Source organism: Variovorax terrae (assembly GCF_022809125.1).
Taxonomy (GTDB): domain Bacteria; phylum Pseudomonadota; class Gammaproteobacteria; order Burkholderiales; family Burkholderiaceae_C; genus Variovorax_A; species Variovorax_A terrae.
Genome location: NZ_JALGBI010000001.1, coordinates 156,919 through 179,108 on the forward strand (window position 1 = coordinate 156,919; position 22,190 = coordinate 179,108).

The 22,190-nt window shown below is 66.0% G+C and carries 20 protein-coding genes; 19 read left to right on the top strand and 1 reads right to left on the bottom strand.

Annotation, left to right across the window (positions count from 1 at the left end; all coding sequences use genetic code 11):
- Nucleotides 1–39 precede the first annotated feature (39 nt).
- The 5 genes from glyQ to MMF98_RS00755 all read left to right on the top strand — a co-directional run bounded on the left by glyQ (nucleotide 40) and on the right by MMF98_RS00755 (nucleotide 5,527).
- A complete protein-coding gene (glyQ, locus tag MMF98_RS00735) occupies nucleotides 40–945 on the top strand; it encodes a glycine--tRNA ligase subunit alpha (RefSeq protein ID WP_243303015.1) in 906 nt (301 codons plus the stop codon).
- Between the two features lie 59 nt (nucleotides 946–1,004).
- The gene (glyS, locus tag MMF98_RS00740; RefSeq protein WP_243303023.1) at nucleotides 1,005–3,179 is read left to right on the top strand and encodes a glycine--tRNA ligase subunit beta; all 2,175 of its coding nucleotides are present in this window, start codon (nucleotides 1,005–1,007) and stop codon (nucleotides 3,177–3,179) included.
- A gap of 11 nt (nucleotides 3,180–3,190) precedes the next feature.
- The gene (gene gmhB / locus MMF98_RS00745) at nucleotides 3,191–3,775 is read left to right on the top strand and encodes a D-glycero-beta-D-manno-heptose 1,7-bisphosphate 7-phosphatase (RefSeq protein WP_243303025.1); all 585 of its coding nucleotides are present in this window, start codon (nucleotides 3,191–3,193) and stop codon (nucleotides 3,773–3,775) included.
- Nucleotides 3,776–3,838: 63 nt separating this feature from the next.
- Nucleotides 3,839–4,573 carry a lysophospholipid acyltransferase family protein gene (locus MMF98_RS00750; RefSeq protein ID WP_243303027.1) on the top strand — a complete coding sequence of 245 codons (735 nt, stop codon included), beginning with the start codon at nucleotides 3,839–3,841 and terminating at the stop codon, nucleotides 4,571–4,573.
- A gap of 9 nt (nucleotides 4,574–4,582) precedes the next feature.
- Nucleotides 4,583–5,527 (top strand): M48 family metallopeptidase, encoded by a 945-nt coding sequence (locus tag MMF98_RS00755; protein ID WP_243303029.1) that lies wholly within the window; start codon nucleotides 4,583–4,585, stop codon nucleotides 5,525–5,527.
- Nucleotides 5,528–5,546: 19 nt separating this feature from the next.
- Here the strand turns inward: MMF98_RS00755 and MMF98_RS00760 are convergent, their stop codons facing one another.
- Nucleotides 5,547–6,602: an MBL fold metallo-hydrolase gene (locus tag MMF98_RS00760; protein WP_243303031.1), complete on the bottom strand. Its 1,056-nt coding sequence runs from the start codon at nucleotides 6,600–6,602 to the stop codon at nucleotides 5,547–5,549.
- 98 nt (nucleotides 6,603–6,700) lie between these two features.
- Here MMF98_RS00760 and MMF98_RS00765 point away from each other — a divergent pair, with 98 nt between their 5' ends.
- The 14 genes from MMF98_RS00765 (at nucleotide 6,701) to MMF98_RS00830 (ending at nucleotide 22,166) form a co-directional block, all read left to right on the top strand.
- Nucleotides 6,701–7,096 carry a MerR family transcriptional regulator gene (locus tag MMF98_RS00765; protein ID WP_243303033.1) on the top strand — a complete coding sequence of 132 codons (396 nt, stop codon included), beginning with the start codon at nucleotides 6,701–6,703 and terminating at the stop codon, nucleotides 7,094–7,096.
- A 36-nt stretch (nucleotides 7,097–7,132) separates the two neighbouring features.
- Nucleotides 7,133–7,567: a PaaI family thioesterase gene (locus MMF98_RS00770; protein WP_243303035.1), complete on the top strand. Its 435-nt coding sequence runs from the start codon at nucleotides 7,133–7,135 to the stop codon at nucleotides 7,565–7,567.
- Between the two features lie 24 nt (nucleotides 7,568–7,591).
- On the top strand, nucleotides 7,592–8,770 hold the full coding sequence (locus MMF98_RS00775; RefSeq protein ID WP_243303041.1) for an isovaleryl-CoA dehydrogenase: 1,179 nt from the start codon (nucleotides 7,592–7,594) through the stop codon (nucleotides 8,768–8,770).
- 32 nt (nucleotides 8,771–8,802) lie between these two features.
- A complete protein-coding gene (gene can, locus MMF98_RS00780) occupies nucleotides 8,803–9,462 on the top strand; it encodes a carbonate dehydratase (protein WP_243303043.1) in 660 nt (219 codons plus the stop codon).
- 5 nt (nucleotides 9,463–9,467) lie between these two features.
- The gene (gene aceK / locus MMF98_RS00785; protein WP_243303048.1) at nucleotides 9,468–11,327 is read left to right on the top strand and encodes a bifunctional isocitrate dehydrogenase kinase/phosphatase; all 1,860 of its coding nucleotides are present in this window, start codon (nucleotides 9,468–9,470) and stop codon (nucleotides 11,325–11,327) included.
- A 719-nt stretch (nucleotides 11,328–12,046) separates the two neighbouring features.
- Complete coding sequence (locus MMF98_RS00790; protein ID WP_243303050.1) at nucleotides 12,047–12,823, top strand: hypothetical protein; 777 nt, start codon at nucleotides 12,047–12,049, stop codon at nucleotides 12,821–12,823.
- Nucleotides 12,824–13,022: 199 nt separating this feature from the next.
- On the top strand, nucleotides 13,023–13,670 hold the full coding sequence (locus tag MMF98_RS00795; protein WP_243303052.1) for a hypothetical protein: 648 nt from the start codon (nucleotides 13,023–13,025) through the stop codon (nucleotides 13,668–13,670).
- A gap of 164 nt (nucleotides 13,671–13,834) precedes the next feature.
- Nucleotides 13,835–15,631, top strand: coding sequence for a hypothetical protein (locus MMF98_RS00800; RefSeq protein WP_243303055.1), 1,797 nt, complete (start codon nucleotides 13,835–13,837; stop codon nucleotides 15,629–15,631).
- A gap of 167 nt (nucleotides 15,632–15,798) precedes the next feature.
- On the top strand, nucleotides 15,799–16,980 hold the full coding sequence (locus tag MMF98_RS00805; protein WP_243303058.1) for an acetyl-CoA C-acyltransferase: 1,182 nt from the start codon (nucleotides 15,799–15,801) through the stop codon (nucleotides 16,978–16,980).
- 77 nt (nucleotides 16,981–17,057) lie between these two features.
- Entirely contained in the window at nucleotides 17,058–18,422 is a 1,365-nt protein-coding gene (locus tag MMF98_RS00810) for a carbohydrate porin (protein ID WP_243303066.1), read from the top strand.
- A 53-nt stretch (nucleotides 18,423–18,475) separates the two neighbouring features.
- Nucleotides 18,476–19,609, top strand: coding sequence for an acyl-CoA dehydrogenase family protein (locus MMF98_RS00815; RefSeq protein ID WP_243303068.1), 1,134 nt, complete (start codon nucleotides 18,476–18,478; stop codon nucleotides 19,607–19,609).
- Complete coding sequence (locus MMF98_RS00820; protein ID WP_243303069.1) at nucleotides 19,609–20,037, top strand: YchJ family protein; 429 nt, start codon at nucleotides 19,609–19,611, stop codon at nucleotides 20,035–20,037. The genes MMF98_RS00815 and MMF98_RS00820 overlap by 1 nt, the downstream gene beginning before the upstream one ends.
- Nucleotides 20,038–20,088: 51 nt before the next feature.
- Nucleotides 20,089–20,742, top strand: coding sequence for an HAD family hydrolase (locus MMF98_RS00825; protein WP_243303071.1), 654 nt, complete (start codon nucleotides 20,089–20,091; stop codon nucleotides 20,740–20,742).
- Between the two features lie 8 nt (nucleotides 20,743–20,750).
- Nucleotides 20,751–22,166: a patatin-like phospholipase family protein gene (locus MMF98_RS00830; RefSeq protein ID WP_243303073.1), complete on the top strand. Its 1,416-nt coding sequence runs from the start codon at nucleotides 20,751–20,753 to the stop codon at nucleotides 22,164–22,166.
- The last annotated feature ends 24 nt before the right edge of the window (nucleotides 22,167–22,190 follow it).

Consider the following 22,190-nt stretch of genomic DNA (forward strand, 5'->3'; position numbering starts at 1 on the left):
CGCCCGCCCCTCCCGGCCGGGCCCCTCGTTGCCCTCTATATGCTGACGTTCCAACAAATCATCCTGAAACTGCAGTCCTACTGGGACGCCCAGGGCTGCGCGCTGCTGCAGCCCTACGACATGGAAGTCGGCGCCGGCACCTCGCACACCGCCACCTTCCTGCGCGCGCTCGGCCCCGAGCCCTGGAAGGCCGCCTACGTGCAGCCCAGCCGCCGCCCCAAGGACGGCCGCTACGGCGAGAACCCGAACCGCCTGCAGCACTACTACCAGTACCAGGTGGTGCTCAAGCCCGCGCCGGCCAACATCCTGGAGCTGTACCTCGGCTCGCTCGAAGCGCTGGGCTTCGACCTGAAGAAGAACGACATCCGCTTCGTGGAAGACGACTGGGAGAACCCCACGCTCGGCGCCTGGGGCCTGGGCTGGGAGGTCTGGCTCAACGGCATGGAGGTGACGCAGTTCACCTACTTCCAGCAGGTCGGCGGCATCGACTGCAAGCCCGCCACCGGCGAGATCACCTACGGCCTGGAGCGCCTGGCCATGTACCTGCAGGGCGTGGACAACGTCTACAACCTCACCTGGACCGAAGGCCTGAGCTATGGCGACGTCTACAAGCAGAACGAGGTCGAGCAGTCCACCTACAACTTCGAGCACAGCGATGCCGAGTTCCTGTTCACCGCGTTCGGCGCGCACGAGAAGCAGGCCAAATACCTGATGGAGCAGCAGCTCGCGCTGCCGGCGTATGAACAGGTGCTGAAGGCCGCGCACAGCTTCAACCTGCTGGACGCGCGCGGCGCCATCAGTGTGACCGAGCGTGCCGCCTACATCGGCCGCATCCGCAACCTCGCGCGCGCCGTGGCGCAGAGCTACTACGAGAGCCGCGAGCGCCTCGGTTTCCCGATGGCGCCGCGCGAGTGGGTGGAGCAGATGACGAAGAAGGCCGCGTGAGACTTTGCGGGACAGACCCAGCGAAGCGCAGCTCTGTCCTCAACTGATTTGAAGTGACTATGACCAGCAAAAACCTTCTTGTTGAATTGTTCGTGGAAGAGCTGCCGCCCAAGGCGCTCAAGAAGCTCGGCGACGCCTTCAGCGGCGTGCTGTTCGACCAGCTCCAGGCCCAGGGCCTGGCGGGCGCCGGCTCGCAGGCTACCGCCTACGCCTCGCCGCGCCGCCTGGCCGCGCACGTCACGGCCGTGGCCGCGCAGGCCGCCGACAAGGCGGTGTCGCAAAAGCTCATGCCCGTGAGCGTGGGGCTGGATGCCGCGGGCAACGCCACCCCGGCGCTGCTCAAGAAGCTGGCCGCGCTCGGCGCCGACGTGTCCGACCCGGCCTCGGCCGTGGCCGGCCTGCGGCGCGCGCCCGACGGCAAGGCCGAAGCGCTGTTCTACGACAACACGGTCCAGGGCGCGACCCTGGCCGAGGGCCTGCAGAAGGCGCTGGCCGAGGCCATTGCCAAACTGCCGATCCCCAAGGTCATGACCTACCAGCTGGCCGACGGCTGGACCGACGTGAAGTTCGTGCGCCCCGCGCACGGCCTGGTGGCGCTGCACGGCAGCAGCGTGGTGCCGATCGAGGCGCTGGGCCTGAAGGCCGGCAATGCCACCCACGGCCACCGCTTCGAGGCGGCCGTGGACCCGGTGGTGCTGAAGGAGGCCGACAGCTACGCCGCCACGCTGGCCGCTGAAGGCGCGGTGATCGCTGGCTTCGACGAGCGCAAGGCCGAGATCGCGCGCCAGCTCCAGGCCGCGGCCGCGCGCGTCGGTGGCGGTGTCCAACCCATCGAGGACGAGGCCCTGCTCGACGAAGTGACGGCGCTGGTCGAGCGCCCCAACGTGCTGGTCTGCGAGTTCGAGAAGGAATTCCTCGAAGTGCCGCAGGAATGCCTGATCCTCACGATGAAGGCCAACCAGAAGTATTTCCCGCTGCTCGACGCGCAGGGCCGGTTGACGAACAGGTTCCTCGTGGTCAGCAACATCCGCCCGGCCGACGCCAGCGCCGTGATCGGCGGCAACGAGCGCGTGGTGCGCCCGCGCCTGGCCGATGCCAAGTTCTTCTTCGACCAGGACCGCAAGAAGACGCTTGAATCGCGCGTCGAGGGTCTCGCGAAAGTGGTTTATCACAACAAGCTTGGATCTCAATGGGCGCGTACTGAGCGCGTGCGAGCGATAGCGCGCGGTATTGCGGGCGTGCTCGGCGACGAAAACCTTGTCAAAGCTGCCGACAAGGCTGCGCAGTTAGCCAAGGCCGACTTGCTGACAGACATGGTCGGCGAGTTCCCCGAACTGCAGGGCATCATGGGCGGCTACTACGCGCGCCATGATGGGTTGGGCGAAACTATCGCTCTTGCTATCGAAGATCATTACAAGCCGCGTTTTTCGGGCGATGAACTTCCGCGGAATCAGGCTGGAATCGTCGTCGCGCTGGCGGACAAGCTTGAAACGCTGATCGGCATGTTTGGTATCGGCAATCTGCCCAGCGGTGACAAGGACCCGTTCGCGCTCAGGCGTCACGCGCTTGGCATCATCCGGATGCTATTGGCGACCGATACGGAGGTACCGCTCAAGAACTTTCTGTCCGCTGCATCGGACCCTCGTCTATGGAAAGATACGGAATGGAAGTTTGCGAGCGCGGACGCCGATGGCAACCCCGTTTTTATCGCGAATGCAGTCTGGGCGGCAGTTTCACCGTTCTTCTACGACCGCCTGGCTGCCAATCTTCGCGAACAGGGCTATCTCGCAACGGAGATCGAGGCGGTGCTTTCCCTGGAGCCCCAGCGGCTCAGTGAGATACCCAAGCGCCTGGCCGCCGTGCGCGCCTTCGCCGCGCTGCCCGAGGCGCCGGCGCTGGCCGCGGCCAACAAGCGCGTCGGCAACATCCTCAAGAAGGCCGAGGGCGCGGTGGATGCCCGGGTCGATGACGCCCTGCTGCGCGAGCCGGCCGAGCAGGCGCTGAGCGATGCGCTCAAATCCGTAGCGCCCCAGGCCGATGCTGCCTGGACCTCCGGCAACTACACCGCCAACCTGCAGGCCCTGGCCGCGCTCAAGGACCCGGTCGACGCCTTCTTCGACCAGGTCATGGTCAACGCCGAGGAGCCGGCCCTGCGGGCCAACCGCCTGGGCCTGCTGGCCACGCTGCATGCGGCCATGAACCGCGTGGCCGATCTGTCCAAACTGGCGGCCTGATGCCGACGCCCATGAAACTCATCATCCTCGACCGCGACGGCACCATCAACGTGGACCGCGACGATTTCGTCAAGACGGTCGACGAGTGGGTGCCGCTGCCCGGCGCGCTCGAAGCCATCGCGCAGCTCAACCATGCGGGCTGGCACGTGGTGGTGGCGTCCAACCAGTCGGGCCTGGGCCGCGGCCTGTTCGACGTGGCGTCGCTCAATGCCATGCAGGCCAGGATGCACAAGCTGCTGGCAGCCGCCGGCGGGCGCATCGACGCGGTGTTCTACTGCCCGCACAGCCCCGACGAGGGCTGCCGCTGCCGCAAGCCGCTGCCCGGCCTGTTCGAGCAGATCGGCGAGCGCTACGGCATCGAGCTGGCCGGCGTGCCCACGGCCGGCGACAGCGTGCGCGACCTGCAGGCCGGCGCGGCGGTGGGCTGCGAGCCGCACCTGGTGCTGACCGGCAAGGGCGCGGCCTACCGCGGCCTGCCGCTGCCCGGCGACTTTCCGCCGGGCACCCGGGTGCATGAGGACCTGGCCGCGTTCGCCGCCTTCGTGATCGCGCGCGAGGCGCCGGTGCCACCGGTCTCGCCGGTGCCGGCTCCGTAACACTATGAATTTGATAGCAGCCCGCGGCCGCGCCGCCTGGACCTTCCGTAGAAAACACTCCAAATGCCCTTGATCCGCTCGATAGTGCACGCCCTCTGGATGCTGGTGACCGTGATTCCGTGGGGCATCTGGATGGTGACCGCCTCGCTCTGGTCCAGCGGCGAGCAGATGTACTGGAAGGCCGCGCGCTGGCTGGGCTGGCAGATCGACGGCGCGCGCCTGCTGATGGGCATCGAGGTGCGGGTCAGCGGCCGGGAGAACCTGCCCACCGGCAAGACCAGCCCGGCCATCCTGCTGGTCAAGCACCAGTCCACCTTCGAGACCTTCCTGATGCCCACGATCATGCCGCACCCGCTGGCCTACGTGTTCAAGAAGGAGCTGATCTACGTGCCCTTCTTCGGCTGGGCCATGGGCCGCATGGACATGATCCACATCGACCGCAGCCAGCGCGCCCAGGCCTTCAACAAAGTGGTGGCGCAGGGCAAGCGCCTGCTGGCGCAGGGCATCTGGGTCATCATGTTTCCCGAGGGCACGCGCATTCCGCGCGGGCAGAAGGGCACCTACAAGAGCGGCGGCACGCGGCTGGCCGTGGAAACCGGCGCGCCGGTGATCCCGATCGCCGTGACCTCGGCCAAGGTCTGGCCGCGCAAGGCCTTCATCAAGCGGCCCGGCGTGGTGGACGTGTCCATCGGCAAACCCATTCCGAGCGAGGGCCGCCAGCCCGACGAACTGATGCGCGAGGTCGAGGCCTGGATCGAGGCCGAGATGCACCGGCTCGACCCGGACGCTTACCGATAGACTGCGGGCATGCGCCGGCTGCTTCAGTTCACCCTCGACCTGTTCGACGACCTGGCGCCGGCGGCGGCGCCTGTTTTCAAGCCAAAACAGCCCGATGTCCAGGTGCAGCGGTCTTCTGATGCTCCTGAATCAATAGCAAAAGAGCCGCCGGCCCCGGGCGAGCCGCTGAGCAAAGTGCTGACGCCCACGGCCTTTCGCCACCCGCGCGCCAACCGCGAGGCACTGCTGGGCGATTCGCGGGTGGCCTACGAATTTCGGCGCGCCAAGCGCAAGACCATCGGCTTCGTGGTCGGGCCCGACGGCCTCGTGGTCAGCGCACCGAAATGGGTGCCGCTGTACGAGGTGGACGCCGCGCTGCGCGAGAAGTCGGCCTGGATCGTGCGCAAGCTCGACGAAACACGCGAGCGCCAGCAGCGGTTGGAGTCGGCCCGCATCGAGTGGAAGGACGGCACCACGATCCCCTTCCTGGGCGAGCCGGTCATCGTGGTGCTCGATCCGCGCCATGCCTTCGAGGCCGTGGGCGCCGTGCTCAACACCGATGCCCAGGCGCTGCCCGGCGTGCCGCGCCTCACGCTGCACATCGGCCTGCCGCACCAGGCCGCGCCCGAGCAGATCCGCGATGCGGTGCAGGCCTGGCTGATGCGCCAGGCCAAGCGGCTGTTCACCGAGCGGCTGAACCATTTCGCGCCGCAGCTTCAGGTGCGCTGGCACAAGCTCAGCCTGTCCAGCGCCGGCACGCGCTGGGGCAGCGCCAGCGCCGACGGCTCGATCCGGCTGAACTGGCGGCTGGTCCATTTCAAGCTGTCCGTCATCGACTACGTGGTGGCGCACGAGCTCAGCCACCTGCGCGTGATGGACCACAGCCCGCGCTTCTGGGACACGGTGCGCACCGTGGTGCCCGACTACGCCGAGTTGCGCGGGCAGCTCCGCGACGAAGCGCTGCCGCCGTGGTAGCGCGGCCGGCTGGCAGGGTTCAGGCCACGCCGAAGCGGTAGATGCCGTCGGCGCCGAGCGTGCGGCGCAGCTGGCCGTCGAACCACAGGGTGTGCAGGTGTGCCACCGACTCTCCCATGGCGAACGTGGTCTGGTGCAGGTCGAGCTTGCGCTTGAACAGCACGGGCAGCACGTCGGCGGCCGACTGCGGCGCCTGGGCGCAGGCCTCCAGTACCTCGGCCAGCCGGTCGCGGTGGTGGTCGTGCAACTGCTGGATGCGGGTGTGCAGGCCCAGGAACGGCTTGCCGTGCGAGGGCAGCGTCAGCGTGTCCTCGGGCAGGGGGAGGAACTTGTCGATGGAGTCCAGGAACAGCTTCAGCGGGTTCGACTCGGGCTCCACGTCATAGACGCTGACGTTGGTGGAGATGCGCGGCAGCACCATGTCGCCGCTGATCAGCACCTTGATCTCGTCGCAGTACAGCGCGATGTGCTCGGGCGCATGGCCGTAGCCGCTGATGCACCGCCAGTCGCGCCCGCCGATGCGCACGGTGGCGCCGTCCATCAGGCGGTGGAAGCTGCGCGGCACGTCGGGCACCATGCTCGGGTAGTAGTTGGAGCGGCCGCGGATCTTTTCCACCGAATCGGGGTCGGTCAGGCCATGCGCGGCGAAGAACCGGGCGGCGCCTTCGCCGCCGAAGCCGGTGGTGCTCTGCGAGCCGATGCGCGCCGAGTTGTAGTCGGTGGCGCTGACCCACAGCGGCGCCTGCCAGCGCTCGCACAGCCAGCTTGCCAGGCCGATGTGGTCGGGGTGCATGTGGGTCACCACCACGCGCAGGATCGGCAGGCCTTCGAGCTGGGTGGCGAACACCTGCTCCCACTGGGCGCGGGATTCGTCCCGGCTGATGCAGCAGTCCACCACGGTCCAGCCGGCGCGGCCGTCGATCTCGTCGCGCAGCAGCCACAGGTTGATGTGGTCCAGCGCGAACGGCAGCGCCATGCGGATCCACCGGACGCCGGGGGCGACTTCCAGCGTGGCGCCCGGAGCGGGCAGGGTGTCGGCCAGGGGGTAGTGGAGTTGTTGTTCGAGCAGGTTCATGTAGGATTGACGTTAACGTAAACGTCACAAGTGTTGAGCGCATTGTAGGGATGACGGCGGTTTCGCGCTGTCGCCTGCGTAATGCAAACTTTTTCATCATGGCCACCACCTACACTATCAGCGACCTCGCCAAAGAGTTTGACCTGACCACCCGAGCCATGCGCTTCTACGAAGACATGGGGCTGCTGCAGCCGCAGCGCGAGGGCCCGGGCGGGCGCAGCCGCGTGTACACCGCGCGCGACCGCACGCGCCTGAAGCTCACGCTGCGCGCCAAGCGGCTGGGGCTGTCGCTGACCGAGGCCAGGGACATCATCGACATGTACGACAGCCCGCGCGATACCGGGCCGCAGCTCAAGAAGTTCCTCGCCGTGCTGGGCGAGCACCGCAAGCAGCTCGAGGAGCAGATGGCCGACCTGCTGGCCAACCTCGACGAGGTCAAGGTGCACGAGAAGGAAGCCCGCGCCCTGCTGGCCCGGGTGGAAAAGTCGAAATAGTCCATAATTGACGTTTACGTAAACGTCAATCAAGCCATGGACTCCCATCCCGAACTGTTCGCCCGCGTCGAAGCCAGCCTGGCCCGCCAGGGGCTGATGCGCCACCTGGGCGCGCGCCTGCTGCGCGTGGCGCCCGGGCTGTGCGAGATCGCGCTGCCGTACTCCGACCGGGTGACGCAGCAGCAGGGCGGCTTTCATGGCGGCGCCATGGGCGCGCTGGCCGACATCGCGGGCGGCTATGCCGCGCTCACCGTGGCGCCCGAGGGCATGGAAGTCACCACCGTGGAATACAAGATCAACTTTCTCGCGGCCTTCCAGGGCGGCGAGCTACGCGCCACCGGCCGGGTGGCGCGGGCGGGCAAGCGCATCATCGTGACCACGGCCGAGGTGCGGCACGTGGGCGCCGGCGGCCAGGCCTCCGACTGCGCCCTGATGCAGCAGACGCTGGTGCCCGTGCCCAAGACCTACTGAACGCCTCATTTGCGGAGACAAGCCATGAACCTGCCAGGACTCAACTACCAGCTCGGCGAAGACATCGACGCCCTGCGCGACGCGGTGCGCGAATTCGCGCAAGCCGAGATTGCCCCGCGCGCGGCCGAGATCGACCGCACGGACCAGTTCCCGATGGACCTGTGGCGCAAGATGGGCGAGCTGGGCGTGCTCGGCATCACCGTGCCCGAGGAGTTCGGCGGCGCCAACATGGGCTACCTCGCGCACATGATCGCGATGGAGGAAATCTCGCGCGCCTCGGCCTCGGTGGGCCTGAGCTACGGCGCCCACAGCAATCTGTGCGTGAACCAGATCAAGCGCAACGGCAGCGACGAGCAGCGCCGCAAGTACCTGCCGGGCCTGATCTCGGGCGAGCATGTGGGAGCGCTGGCCATGAGCGAGCCCGGCGCGGGCAGCGACGTGATCAGCATGAAGCTCAAGGCCGAAGACAAGGGCGGCTACTACCTGCTCAACGGCAGCAAGATGTGGATCACCAACGGCCCCGATGCCGACACACTGGTGGTCTACGCCAAGACCGAGCCCGAGCTGGGCGCGCGCGGTGTCACGGCCTTCCTGATCGAGAAGGGCATGAAGGGTTTCTCCATCGCGCAGAAGCTCGACAAGCTCGGCATGCGCGGCAGCCACACCGGCGAGCTGGTGTTCCACAACGTCGAGGTGCCGGCACAGAACATCCTGGGCGGCCTCAACGGCGGCGCCAAGGTGCTGATGAGCGGGCTGGACTACGAGCGCGCCGTGCTGGCGGCCGGCCCGATCGGCATCATGCAGTCGGTGATGGACAACGTGGTGCCCTACATCCATGACCGCAAGCAGTTCGGCCAGAGCATCGGCGAGTTCCAGCTGATCCAGGGCAAGGTGGCCGACATGTACACCGTGCTGCAGGCTGCGCGCGCCTACTGCTACACCGTGGGCAAGAATCTCGACGCCCTGGGCAGCGAGCATGTGCGCCAGGTGCGCAAGGATTGCGCGAGCGTGATCCTCTGGTGCGCCGAAAAGGCCACCTGGATGGCCGGCGAGGGCATCCAGGTCTTCGGCGGCAACGGCTACATCAACGAGTACCCGCTGGGCCGCCTGTGGCGCGACGCCAAGCTGTACGAGATCGGCGCCGGCACCAGCGAGATCCGCCGCATGCTGATCGGCCGCGAGCTGTTCGCCGAGACGATGTGACGCCGGCCGGCACGCGCAGGCACAATTCAGGCATGAACACCACATCCATTCACGAGCTCTTTGCCCACAACCGCGTCTGGGCCGCGCAGATGGAGCGCGAGCGCCCGGGGTTCTTCACGAGCCTGATCAAGCAGCAGACCCCCAAGTTCATGTGGATCGGCTGCTCCGACAGCCGCGTGCCGGCCAACCAGATCACGGGCCTGGAGCCGGGCGAGGTGTTCGTGCACCGCAACGTGGCCAACCTCGTGGTGCACTCCGACCTCAACGCGCTGTCGGCGATCCAGTACGCGGTGGATGTGCTCAAGGTCGAGCATGTGATGGTGGTCGGCCATTACGGCTGCGGCGGCGTGATGGCCGCGATGCGCGGCACCCGCGTCGGCCTGGCCGACAACTGGATCCGCCACATCCAGAACGTGCGCGACCGCCACCGCACGCTGCTGGAGGCCCTGCCCGAGGCGAAGCGCGCCGATGCCCTGGTGGACCTCAACGTGATCGAGCAGGTGGTCAATGTCTGCGTCAGCACCGTGATGATGGATGCCTGGGCGCGCGGCCAGAAGGTCAGCATCCACGGCTGGGCCTTCGGCGTGCACGACGGCCTGCTGCAGGATCTGCACATGACGGTGTCCAGCACCGAGTCGATCGAACCACTGTACCGGGCCGCCGTCGAAGGCGTGATCGCTGCCTATCGCTGAAAGCCATGTTCCCGCAGCGCCTGGATTCGAGCCTCGCCTATGATATCGCCAAGGCGATGATGGATGGCTTCAACCGGCACTACCGGCTGTTCCGCACCGAGTCCGCGCGCGCCAAGCACCGCTTCGAAACGGCCGACTGGCATGGCCAGCAGCGCGCCCAGCGCGAGCGCATCGAGTTCTACGACCTGCGTGTCAAGGAATGCGTGATGCGGCTGGAAAAGGAATTCAAGGCCGGCGAGCAGCCCATGGACGTGTGGCACCAGATCAAGCTGCACTACATCGGGCTGCTGGTGAACCACCACCAGCCCGAGCTGGCCGAGACCTTCTTCAACTCGGTCACCACCAAGATCCTGCACCGCACGCACTTCCACAACGACTTCATCTTCGTGCGCCCGGCGGTCAGCACCGAGTACATCGAGAACGACGAGCCCGCGGCGCGGCCGACCTACCGCTCCTACTACCCGACGCTGGCCACGCTGCGCGAGACCATCGTGCGCATCATCGACAACTTTCAGCTGCAGCATGCCTTCGAGGATCTGGAGCGCGACGCCGGCGACGTGCTGGACGCCATGAGCGGGCGCCTCAGCCACGTGAAGCTGCGCGCCAATTTCCAGATCCAGGTGTTGTCGTCGCTGTTCTACCGCAACAAGGGCGCCTACGTGGTGGGCAAGATCATCAACGGCTTCGTCGAGCTGCCGTTTGCGCTGCCGATCCTGCACAAGCCCGCGGGGCCGGGCTGCGATGCCGGCCGGGGCCAGGCGCCCGGGGATTCGGGCCCGCTCGCGATCGACGCCGCGCTGTTCGGCGAGGACGACCTGCAGGCGCTGTTCAGCTTCGCGCGGGCCTACTTCATGGTGGACATGGAGATCCCGAGCGCCTATGTGCAGTTCCTGCGCTCGCTGATGCCGCGCAAGCCGCGCAACGAGATCTACAACGCGCTGGGCCTGGCCAAGCAGGGCAAGACCCTGTTCTACCGCGATTTCCTCTACCACCTGCGGCACTCAAGCGACAAGTTCCGCAGCGCGCCCGGCATCAAGGGCATGGTGATGCTGGTGTTCGACCTGCCGTCCTTTCCCTACGTGTTCAAGCTCATCAAGGACTACTACCCGCCGCAGAAGGACACGACGCGCGAGCAGATCAAGGGCAAATATCTGCTGGTGAAGCAGCACGACCGCGTGGGCCGCATGGCCGACACGCTGGAGTACAGCGAGGTGGCGTTCGCGCGCGACCGCTTCGAGGACGCGCTGATCGAGGAAATCCGCCAATTCGCGCCGAGCCAGCTCGAAATCTCCGACCGCGACGGTGACGGCCACGAGGAGGTGATCATCAAGCACCTCTACATCGAGCGGCGCATGATCCCGCTGAACATCTACCTGCAGGAGGCGTTCGACGCCGGGCTCGACGATGCGCGCGCGAGAGAGCAGGTCGAGCGCGCGGTGATCGAGTACGGCAATGCCATCAAGGACCTGGTGGCGGCCAATATCTTTCCCGGCGACATGCTGTGGAAGAACTTCGGCGTCACGCGCAATGGCAAGGTGGTGTTCTACGACTACGACGAGATCGAGTACCTCACCGACTGCAACTTCCGCCGCGTGCCCGCGCCGCGCAACGAAGAAGAAGAGATGAGCGGCGAGGTCTGGTACTCGGTCGGCCCCAGGGATGTATTCCCCGAGACCTTCGGCCCCTTCCTGCTCGGCAACGACACGGTGCGCGAAGTCTTCATGAAGCACCACAGCGACCTGCTGGACGCCGCCTTCTGGCAAAGCCACAAGGAACGCATCCAGGCCGGCCACGTGCATGATGTGTTTCCGTACGACCGTGACCGGCGCTTTGTGCACCGCTTTGCCAGGGAGGCACCCCGATAGACCGCTTGTGCGGCACCACCTGATCACGGCCCTGCCGGAGCTGCTGGCGGCAACGGCCTGGACCCTGCCCATTGAGGTGGTCACCCTGGACATCCGTGCCGGCATGACGCAGCGCCTGCTATGAAGCACGCCCGATGCGCCCAAGGCCGTCGCGGTGCTGCTGGTCGGGGGCAATGGCGCCCTGCGCATTGCCCCCGACGGCAGCCTGGACGGCTTGTCCGGCAATTTCCTGGTGCGCACGCGTGAGCGGTTTTGGTGCAAGGCTTGCCGTCCAGGGTGTTCTTGCGATTGCTTTGCGCAAAGATTGCGCGAATTCGGAGCAAATCGCTGACAATCCCCCCAAATAGGGGGGCGCTTGATAAAAAAAAGATATGCCCGGCTCTTTGCAGAGTGGGGTGCCGCTATGGCATGCGCACGCACGCTCCATGGGGAGCTGTGGTGACGCAGTGCAATGGACTTCTCGAAGAACAGGAGCGCTTGCATGCCAGCTGCGCCCGGAGTGCGGGCGCGTGGGTGCGCTGGGCAGGGCGCGCCGCTCCGTTGACCGTCCACCCCCCTTGTCCGCCAGGAAAACCTCCGCCGCGCCATCTGCCCGGAGTCGCCACGCATGGCTTTGCGCACATGGGCGCAAGCACTTTGCGCATCGGCCTCCAAAAACAGTTGACGCGTTCGGTATATTTTTCTCTGAGACCCAGGGTACTTCTTTACTCATGAATGCAATGCAATTCACGGATAGGGATTCCAGTTCAATCGCTGACATCCAAGCAGCCTGGGAATCTATTCTGAATAGCGATGTGTTTGGCAAGTCGCCGCGTATGCGAAGACTGTTCAATTTCTTGATGGAGCATCTGGTGTCAGGCGATGTCCGAGGCGTCAGTGAATATGCCATCGGCATGGAGGTGTTTGACCGAAAGGCAGCGGACTACAACACTGCAGAGGACCCCATTGCAAGAGTCCAGGTGGGACGTCTGCGCGCGCGGCTGAAGGCCTACTACGCTTCTCTGCCGTCCCCGGCAGACATTGAAATCCTCATTCCACTGGGCTCCTATGTGCCCATCATCCGGCGCCCGAAATCGGCGGGTTCAGAGGAAGAGGCCGAAAGCCGGTTGAGCGTCTATGAAATCAAGTGCATTGCGCATTGCGCGCTTGGCATGTGCTTCACCCAGGGTCTGCGGGAAGAACTGGTGCACCAGTTGTTCAGCGTGTTTGGCGGCGATGTCACCGTGCAGGCGGCGGCTGCATCGGGAGGCGAAGGCGTTGAATCAACGAAGTCCATAAGTACCGCAATACGCCACCGGCTGGAAGGCAGCGTCAGAATCGACGACGAGCGGATCAGGACCTCTGTGCGTCTGGTCGATGTATCGCGCGGCCATGTTGCGTGGTCCAGCCAGTTTGACAGAAACATCTTCTTCGCCATTGCGCAACAGGAGGAGCTGGCACTTTCCATTTGCAGCGAACTCAAGCGCTTCTTGTTGCCGGCCGTTGCCTGCAAGTGAGGCGCCGCACGTTTCCGTCGATGGGTGCTTCCTCATTGTTACGGTAACAGTTTCAAGCGGGTTGCCGTAACGATACTTATCTTTTCACCAAGGCCCCATTAAGGTTCCTACCGGATCAAGAAGTTGGCGTGACTGATCAACAAACCGACCTCTGGTTCATAGGGACTTTTTTTAAAACTCATGCTTTAAGGGGAATTTCATGTCAGTCATCACAACGTTCACTGTCAATAACAAGCTTTCCGTGAACACCACCAATCACGTACTGGTGTTCCTGAAGCCCATCAAGGCATCCACCAACTACCAGTACTTCGCCTGGAAGGATCTCAACCCGGCCATGAACGGAAGCCAGCAATTCAACTATGAGATTGATCTTGGCGTTCAGATCTCCGATTCGGCAAGTGGCAATCCTCCCGGCCCCACATCGCCGATTTACGCGATCAATCCGGGGCAGCTGTTTGCCGCGACCAATCCCAACAGCCAAGGGCCCATCCTGGCGACCACGAATATCAACCAGGGCACCATCGCCAGTTCGCAAGCCGGTGTGTTGAACATGTGCTCGACACCCACCACGAGCCTGTCCATTACCTGGACCAACAAGGGCCAGCCCGTCGTCGTGGTCGGGGCCGCTCCCAACGACATCGTGAACTACGGGAAAACGGTGACGCTGGAGTTGGAGCCTACGCTGTACTTCATGGCCGCCGACCCCACGCTGGTCGGAACCGACTTCACCTTGCAGGACTACTCGGCAATGACGCCATACCAACTCACCGCGGGCACCACCTCGGTGACGATTGATTGGACCCGCAGCAACAACGGCTTGGGCGCAGACGTATTCACCGCTGCGTAGAACGCCAGTCCAGCGCACCTTCCTTCGTCCAGGAAGGTGCGCTGTTTCCCCTCTTTTGGATTCGCCGATGTCTATAGGGCTGTTCGGGCGCAGCACGGAGCGTCCAGAGCGGGGCAGGGATGGGCGCAGAGCAAACCACAAACCCAGAAGACGGAGGTATTTCCATGAACGCCACGGGTATTTTGCTGATCAACAAAAGCAGCAAGGATGTTGAATTTCATGTTGTGCCTCAAGGCACAGGCTCCATTCAGCGACACACATTGAAACCGGACGCGCAGACCAGACTGCCAACGGATGCTGCAGTCGCCAGTCACGATGTGCATGTGACTGTCCATGGCGTGGCCAGTGCCACGCTGACCAGCAGGAATCTGAACACCATCTTCACGGTATCGGACGAATCTTTCTGGGCATCCGAGTCGTCTCCTGCGCAGCGACGCCACATGTCAAGCGATGCGCGTGTTGAATTGGCCCAGAAAATCCAGATGCTGCGCAGTGCCCGCGACATCGCGGGCCTGACATCCAGGGCCGCAGAAGCCATCCGGGATTGGCACAGCACGGATGCGGCGGACCCTTATCCACTGGATGCGATGTGCACCGAACTGGCCACGTTTGATCTGGGAGACTGGCGTGCGCAAGAGACCCTGGTGCAGCAGTGCGCGCTCGCGGCACTGTCGCGCAGCGAGCGCTTGTCGGTCCTGGAAGAAGTTGCGTTTGTGCTGCGCTTGACCGAGCCTTCGGATGGCGGGCAAGGCCTGTTGGCGCTGCCGCAGCGCACCGGATTCTGGTTGCGCGCGTGGAGCCGGCTACGGGGTGCCATGGACGCGGCGTTTGACCCTGCAGACCGGCCGCTGCTGAAAGTTGCGCCACCTGCGCAAACCGGTCTTCCGCCTGGCGTGGCGCCCGAGGCGATTGACGATCCGGGTCTGCGTGCGGAGTACGAGCAGGCGATCGAGAATAATCGCCATGCGGGCGCCTGCTACCGTGCGCAATTTCAGCTCCGGCAGGCGGAGGCGCGCATGCAGGTGATCTGGCAACGCTACCTGCTGCGTGCCTATGCGCGGCCCCGCTTTCATGTCGATGCGCTTGACGAGCTGCTTGCTGCCCATCTGCCCCACGACGAAGACGTGGCGCGCCATGCCGAGATATTGGCGACGATCAGGAGCATCGTTGCCAAAAGCAATTCGGAAGTGCAGCAACTGCCGGCCTTTGACGTGGGCTTCCTTCCAAGGGACAACTTCCCGGGGCGCAGCCTCGTGCACTTTGGCATTGGCGAGGAGATCGATGTGTTCCTCAAAGCCGCAGAGGATTTGGACGGCAAGTCCTTTGGCGGTGTTGCCTGGCGTGTGCAAGCGGGCGATGCCACGATTCTTTCCAGCGACGGCAATGGACACGCGGTGCTCAAGATGGGAGCCACCCCCGGCCCTGTGTGCTTGAGCGCAAAAATCCCATCCGGTCTGTTCCAGGGCACCGAGGTCGGGAGCCTGGAGCTGCTGGGCGTAGCGCCGACCAGTGCCACGATGAGCCGATCGGGGGCCAGCGGCATTTCCCATACGACAGGTACCTGGTCGGTGGGGTTTCTGGGGCAGATCAACCTGAGCCCGAACAACGTGTCTTACGCTGGCGTTCTCTTCCGTGAGGGAGCGGCGATTGCAACTGCCACCAATTGGCTCTATGGGTACAACAATCTGCCTCATGCGATCGGGCAAACTCACACGATCACCGGGGCCGTAGTGGACTGCGTTGACAACGTTTCCAGCGGAACAAAATACGCCCCCTACGGTATCGGAGACTTCAACTGGCCCATTCCGTGGCAAGCGTCTCTTGACAATGGAACGACATGGACGTCATTTATGACCGCCAACCACCACGCAACGAGTACCGGAGAGGGGGCCGCCAGCCTCGAAAAGGCCGGCGCTGGCCCATTTCAGAAAAATGCAGCGGATGCGACATCAAGCACCTAGCCCGCAAAGGCATAAGCCAAGCCGGCTCGCTGGCTTGAACCGCTGATTCCAGAAGCTCGTTGGACGCCGCATCGCCAGTTCGCTGGTGATGCGGCGCGGCAAGGCAAAGTCGTTTTCTGCCATAATTGACGTTTACGTAAACGTCAATTATTTCCAGGAATCCCCTCATGCCTGAGTCCATCGTCATCATCGGCGCCGCCCGCACGCCCATGGGCGGCTTCCAGGGCGATTTCGCTTCCCTGTCCGCGCACGATCTGGGCGGTGCTGCGATCCGCGCCGCCATCGAGCGCGCCGGCATCGCGCCCGAGAAAGTGGACGAAGTGCTGTTCGGCAACTGCCTGATGGCCGGCCAGGGCCAGGCCCCGGCGCGCCAGGCCGGCTTCAAGGGCGGCCTGCCGGCCGCCACCGGCGCCGTGACCCTGTCCAAGATGTGCGGCTCCGGCATGGAGGCCGCCATCCTCGCGCACGACCAGATCGTGGCCGGCAGCCGCGACGTCATGGTCGCCGGCGGCATGGAGAGCATGACCAACGCGCCGCACCTGCTGCCCAAGGGCCGCAGCGGCATCCGCATCGGCCACGACCGCATCTACGACCACATGATGCTCGACGGCCTGGAGGACGCCTACGAACCCGGCCGCGCCATGGGCACCTTCGGCGAGCAGTGCGCCGAGAAGTACAAGTTCAGCCGCGAGGCGCAGGACGCCTTTGCCACCACCAGCGTGCAGCGCGCCAAGGCGGCCACCGAGTCCGGGGCGTTCAAGGCCGAGATCGTGCCGGTCACCGTCAAGGGCCGCGCCGGCGAGACCGTGATCTCGGTCGACGAAGGCCCGGGCAAGGTCAAGCTCGACAAGATTCCCTCGCTCAAGCCTGCGTTCAAGAAGGACGGCACCATCACCGCCGCGTCCAGCTCGTCCATCAACGACGGCGCGGCGGCGCTGGTGATCACGCGCGAGTCCACCGCCAAGGCGCTGGGCGCAAAACCTGTCGCACGCATCGTCGGCCACGCCACGTTCTCGCAGGCGCCCGAGTGGTTCACCACCGCGCCGGTGGGCGCGGTGCAGAAGCTGCTCAAGAAGATCGGCTGGAGCGTGCAGGATGTGGACCTGTGGGAGGTGAACGAGGCCTTCGCCGTGGTGCCGATGGCGCTGATGGAAGAACTCAAGGTGCCGCACGAGATCGTCAACGTCAATGGCGGCGCCTGCGCCCTGGGCCACCCGATCGGCGCCTCGGGCGCGCGCATCATCGTCACCCTGATCCATGCGCTGCAGGCGCGCGGCAAGAAAAAGGGCGTGGCCACGCTGTGCATCGGCGGCGGCGAAGGCACGGCGCTGGCGGTCGAACTGGCCTGATTGCGCACCTGCCGGCGCACGGCGGGGCGGCCCCGGTGTCACGCCGGGGTCATGCGGCCATGCCAGAATGCCGCCCCATGACCCGAAAAACGAGTGCATACCGCTGGTCGGGTGCTCTATTTTTGATAGCTGCCTGCGCCCACTCTGCCTGGGCATCGACCGAAAATGAGCCCCAGGATGAGCCTGCCCTCGGTTTTCACGCGCAAGCCACCTACATCTGGCAGGCCAAGCCGGCGTTCGAGGCCCGGTACAGCGGCCCCAACAGCCTGAAGACCAGCCGGGAGCGCTCCTACTCGCTCACCGCTACCGGCGACCTGGGCCTGCGCCTGTGGCAGGGGGGCCAGCTGCACTTCAACCCGGAAGCGGCGCAGGGTGTGCCGCTGTCCAACCTGACGGGCGCGGGGGGCATCTCCAACGGCGAACTTGCTCGCACCTCGGGCCCGGATCTCACGCTCTACAAGGCCCGCCTGTTCCTGCAGCAACGCTGGAATGCAGGCGGCGAGCTCGAAACCATCGACCCCGATTTCAACGAGCTTGGGGGCAAGGCCACGGCCCGGCGCTGGACGCTGACCGTGGGCAACTTCTCGCTGCTCGACTACTTCGACAACAACCCCTATGCCAAGGATCCGCGCGAGCAGTTCATGAACTGGTCGTTCCTCACGCACGGCGCCTGGGACTACGCGGCCGATGCGCGCGGCTACACCATCGGCGCGATCATCGAGTACCGCACGCCGCAGTGGTCGGTGCGCGCGGGCCGCGTGATGATGCCCCGGGAATCCAACGGCCTGCCGCTCGATTGGCAGTTGCGCCGGCACTATGGCGACCAGATCGAGGTCGAATCCGACCTGCCCGTCGCTCTGCCGGCCGGCCCGATGCGCGCTCGCCTGCTGCTGTTTCGCAACCGGGCCAGCATGGGCAGCTTCTCCGATGCCCTGGCCGTGGCCAATGGCGGCGTGCCCGATGTGGCCGACGTGCGGCGCGACCAGACCAAAACCGGTTGGGGCCTGACGCTCGAGGCGCCGCTCGGGCCCGATGCCGGGTTGTTCCTGCGCACCAGCCGCAACAACGGCCAGGCGGAAACCTTTGCTTTCACCGAAATCGACGGCCAGACCTCGGTCGGTGGCCAGTTCACTGGCGCCGCCTGGGGCCGCGCCAACGACCGCGTGGGCGTGGCACTGGCCGTCAACACCATCTCGCAGAGCCATCGGCGTTACCTCGCCGCGGGCGGCCTGGGCTTCTTCCTGGGCGACGGCGCGCTCAACTACGCGCCCGAGCGCGTGTTCGAGACCTACTACCGCTGGGTGCTGCCCGAGCTGTCGACCCGGGCCGGCCGCATCCAGTCGGCGCTTTCGGTGGGTTTCCAGCGCATCACCAACCCTGGCTACAACCAGGACCGCGGGCCGGTCAACGTCTACTCGGTGCGCTGGCATTCGGAGTTCTGACGGGCCGGGCAGGGGTCGGCGCATAATTGACGCTTACGTCAACGTCAATCGCCATGCTGCTCACCCCCGACCAGGAAATGATCCGCGACGCCGTGCGCGCCTTCGCCCAGGAACAGCTCTGGCCCCATGCCGCGCGCTGGGACAAGGAGCACCACTTTCCGCGCGAGGCCCATCGCGGCCTGGCCGCGCTCGGCGCCTACGGCATCTGCGTGCCCGAAGAGCTGGGAGGCGCCGGCCTGGACTATGTGACGCTCGCGCTGGTGCTGGAGGAAATCGCCGCCGGCGACGGCGGCACCAGCACCGCCATCAGCGTGACCAACTGCCCGGTCAATGCCATCCTGATGCGCTACGGCAGCGAAGCGCAGAAGAAGCAATGGCTCACGCCGCTGGCGCAAGGGCAGCTGCTGGGCGTGTTCTGCCTGACCGAGCCGCATGTGGGCAGCGATGCCTCCGCCCTCAGGACCACGGCGGTGAAGGACGGCGAAAGCTACCTGCTCAACGGCGTCAAGCAGTTCATCACCAGCGGCAAGAACGGCCAGCTGGCCATCGTGATCGCCGTGACCGACAAGGGCGCGGGCAAGAAGGGCATGAGCGCCTTCATCGTGCCCACCGACACACCGGGCTATGTGGTGGCGCGGCTGGAGGACAAGCTCGGCCAGCACAGCAGCGACACGGCGCAGATCAATTTCGATCAGTGCCGCATTCCGGCCGACCACCTGATCGGGCAGGAGGGCGAGGGCTACCGCATCGCCCTGTCTGCGCTCGAAGGCGGACGCATCGGCATCGCCGCGCAGAGCGTGGGCATGGCGCGCAGCGCGCTCGACGTGGCGCTGGCCTATGCGCGGGAGCGCGAGAGCTTCGGCACCGCCATCATCAACCACCAGGCGGTCGGCTTCCGGCTGGCGGAGTGCGCTACGAAAATAGAAGCAGCCCGGCAGCTGATCTGGCACGCGGCCAGCCTGCGCGACGCGGGCCGGCCTTGCCTGAAGGAAGCCGCCATGGCCAAGCTGTTCGCCAGCGAAATGGCCGAGCAGGTCTGCAGCGCCGCGATCCAGACCCTGGGCGGCTACGGCTATGTGGGCGATTTCCCGGTCGAGCGCATCTACCGCGACGTGCGGGTCTGCCAGATCTACGAGGGCACCTCCGACGTGCAGAAGATCATCATCCAGCGCGCGCTCGGCCACTGATGCCTGCAGCGTCCGTGCACTCCGGGCCCGTCGCAGGGCCGTGCCCTTGCGGCCGCCTCGCCGGCGGCAAGCCCCTGGCGCTGACCGCCTGCTGCGGCCGCTACCTGAACGACTTCGAGGGCACGCCGGCGCCCGACGCCGAGGCGCTGATGCGCTCGCGTTACAGTGCCTTCGTGCTGGGCCGCACCGACTACCTGCTGGCCACCTGGGCCGCGGCGCAGCGGCCGGCCGAGCTGGCGCTGGACGTGGGCGCGAAATGGCTGGGGCTGGACGTGCGCAGCTACCGCGCCACCGGCGAGGGCCAGGCCGAAGTGGAGTTCGTCGCGCGCTATCGGCTGGCCGGCCGCGCGGTGCGCTTGCACGAGCGCAGCCGCTTCATCAGGGACAATGGGCGCTGGTATTACACCGAGGGCGATGCACTGGCATGAGGCCTGCTTGACGGCAGTCTCTGGCCGGTGGGCCCCGAAGCGAGAAGTGACGTGAAATTCGAAGCGGTATTGTTCGATTGCGACGGCGTCCTGGTGGACTCCGAACCCATCACCAACGGCGTGCTGCGCGACATGCTGGCAGAGCGCGGCTGGATGCTGACGCTGGAGGAGTGCATGCGCTTCTTCGTCGGCAAGGCGGTCAAGGACGAGGCGGCGGTGATCGCCGAGAAAACCGGCCAGCCGGTGACGGACGACTGGCTGGCGCATTTCCGGGCCCGGCGCAACGAGGCGTTGGAGCGCGACCTGCAGGCCATCCGCGACATCCACGACGCCGTGGACGCGGTGCATGCCGGCCATGGCGGCCGCATCGCCTGCGCCTCGGGGGCCGACCGCTTCAAGGTCGAGCTGCAGCTGCGCAAGGTCGGCCTGATCCAGTATTTCGATGGCCGCATCTTCAGCGGCCATGAGCAGCCGCGCTCCAAGCCCGCGCCCGATGTCTATCTGGCTGCTGCCGGGGCTTTGGGCGCCGACCCGCGCGCCTGCGCCGTGGTGGAAGACACGGTGACCGGTGTGACGGCCGGCGTTGCGGCCGGTGCCACCGTCTTCGCCTACGCGCCGCTGGATGACGGGGCCGCCCTGCGCGAGGCTGGTGCGGTGCAGGTGTTCGCCAGCATGCAGGCGCTGCCCGGCCTGCTCGGTTGCTGAGGCTGCGCATGCCGGCGAGCTCCCGCATCCTGTGCCGTCTGCTGCGGTTGTCGGGGGTGCTGGTGCTGGCCGGGCTGGCTGCGGGCTGCTCCTCGGTCCGTCCGTGGATCAACGAACCCCTGTCGCCGGAGCAGGCGCTGGCGGTCACGCAGGGGCGGGCGCCGCTGCTGGATGACAGTGCGCGCTCGCCGTCCATGCTGGTGGCGGTGACGCTCTCGGGCGGAGGTGCCCGCGCGGCCGCCTTCGGCTACGGCGTGCTCAGCGAGCTGCAGAACACGCGCACGCAGGAGGGCGGCCGCATGCGCACCTTGCTGGACGAGGTCGACGTCATCAGCGGCGTGTCAGGGGGCAGCATCATCGCGGCCTATTACGCCGCCTTCGGCAGCGAAGGGCTGCCCCGTTTCGAACGGGATTTCCTGCGCAAGAGCTTCCAGAACAACCTGATCACCCAGACCCTCAAGCCAGGCAACCTGTACGACCTGACCTCGCCGTGGTTTGGCCGCAGCCAGATGCTGGCGCGCCGGCTCGACGAGCTGTACCAGGGCAAGACCTATGGCGACGTCGAACGCCGCCCCGGGCATCCCGCGCTGCTGATCACCGCAACCGATCTGTCGCTGGGCGCGGGCTTCGAGTTCACCTGGGACCAGTTCGAGCTGATCTGCTCCAACCTGAACACGGTGCCGCTGTCCTTCGCGGTGGCCGCCTCGTCGGCGGTGCCCATCGTGCTGAGCCCGCTCACGCTCAAGAACTACGCGGCCGCCTGCCCGCGCCCGGGGCCTGGCCCGGCCGCGGACGCCACGCCCGCGGCGCGCGACGACTACCGGGTGCGGCTGTACCGCTCGCAGGCGCGCAGCTATCTGGATGCCGAGGCGCGTCCCTACATCCATCTGGTGGACGGCGGGCTGTCCGACAACCTCGGCGTGCGCCGCCTGCTCGACCGCACGCTGGCTGGCGGCAGCCTGCGCGGCACGCTGCGCTCGATGGAGATCTCGCCGCGCAGCATCCGCAAGCTGGTGCTGATCACCGTGAATTCCGAGCGCGACCCGGCCGAGCGCATCGACGCCAGCGACAAGGTGCCCGGCACCTCGCAGGTGGTCGACGCGCTGCTGTTCGGCGCGGGCGCGCGCGCCACGCAGGAAACCCAGGAGTTCCTGACCGACCTGGCCCTGCAATGGAAGAACGAGCTGCGCCGCGGTGCTTCGGACGGCTCCGATGCCTTTGCCCGCGATGCCGATGTGCATGTGATCCAGGTCAACCTGCGCGATGCGCCCGAATGGGCCGACCGCCAGACGCTGCTGCAGATTCCAACCGCCTTCAGCATCGCGCCGCTGGACGTAGAGCGCCTGATCGAAGCCGGGCGCCACGTGCTGCGGCGCTCGCCGGAATTCCAGGCCCTGCTGCATTCGCTGGTGCCTGCCCCCTGAGCCGGGGGCGGCAATTCGCGCTCG

Bases quoted from the DNA above. Each gene is read 5' to 3' on its own strand.
- glyQ (WP_243303015.1), top strand. From the start codon at position 40: ATGCTGACGTTCCAACAAATCATCCTGAAACTGCAGTCCTACTGGGAC.
- glyS (WP_243303023.1), top strand. From the start codon at position 1,005: ATGACCAGCAAAAACCTTCTTGTTGAATTGTTCGTGGAAGAGCTGCCG.
- gmhB (WP_243303025.1), top strand. From the start codon at position 3,191: ATGAAACTCATCATCCTCGACCGCGACGGCACCATCAACGTGGACCGC.
- MMF98_RS00750 (WP_243303027.1), top strand. From the start codon at position 3,839: ATGCCCTTGATCCGCTCGATAGTGCACGCCCTCTGGATGCTGGTGACC.
- MMF98_RS00755 (WP_243303029.1), top strand. From the start codon at position 4,583: ATGCGCCGGCTGCTTCAGTTCACCCTCGACCTGTTCGACGACCTGGCG.
- MMF98_RS00760 (WP_243303031.1), bottom strand. From the start codon at position 6,602: ATGAACCTGCTCGAACAACAACTCCACTACCCCCTGGCCGACACCCTG.
- MMF98_RS00765 (WP_243303033.1), top strand. From the start codon at position 6,701: ATGGCCACCACCTACACTATCAGCGACCTCGCCAAAGAGTTTGACCTG.
- MMF98_RS00770 (WP_243303035.1), top strand. From the start codon at position 7,133: ATGGACTCCCATCCCGAACTGTTCGCCCGCGTCGAAGCCAGCCTGGCC.
- MMF98_RS00775 (WP_243303041.1), top strand. From the start codon at position 7,592: ATGAACCTGCCAGGACTCAACTACCAGCTCGGCGAAGACATCGACGCC.
- can (WP_243303043.1), top strand. From the start codon at position 8,803: ATGAACACCACATCCATTCACGAGCTCTTTGCCCACAACCGCGTCTGG.
- aceK (WP_243303048.1), top strand. From the start codon at position 9,468: ATGTTCCCGCAGCGCCTGGATTCGAGCCTCGCCTATGATATCGCCAAG.
- MMF98_RS00790 (WP_243303050.1), top strand. From the start codon at position 12,047: ATGCAATTCACGGATAGGGATTCCAGTTCAATCGCTGACATCCAAGCA.
- MMF98_RS00795 (WP_243303052.1), top strand. From the start codon at position 13,023: ATGTCAGTCATCACAACGTTCACTGTCAATAACAAGCTTTCCGTGAAC.
- MMF98_RS00800 (WP_243303055.1), top strand. From the start codon at position 13,835: ATGAACGCCACGGGTATTTTGCTGATCAACAAAAGCAGCAAGGATGTT.
- MMF98_RS00805 (WP_243303058.1), top strand. From the start codon at position 15,799: ATGCCTGAGTCCATCGTCATCATCGGCGCCGCCCGCACGCCCATGGGC.
- MMF98_RS00810 (WP_243303066.1), top strand. From the start codon at position 17,058: ATGACCCGAAAAACGAGTGCATACCGCTGGTCGGGTGCTCTATTTTTG.
- MMF98_RS00815 (WP_243303068.1), top strand. From the start codon at position 18,476: ATGCTGCTCACCCCCGACCAGGAAATGATCCGCGACGCCGTGCGCGCC.
- MMF98_RS00820 (WP_243303069.1), top strand. From the start codon at position 19,609: ATGCCTGCAGCGTCCGTGCACTCCGGGCCCGTCGCAGGGCCGTGCCCT.
- MMF98_RS00830 (WP_243303073.1), top strand. From the start codon at position 20,751: ATGCCGGCGAGCTCCCGCATCCTGTGCCGTCTGCTGCGGTTGTCGGGG.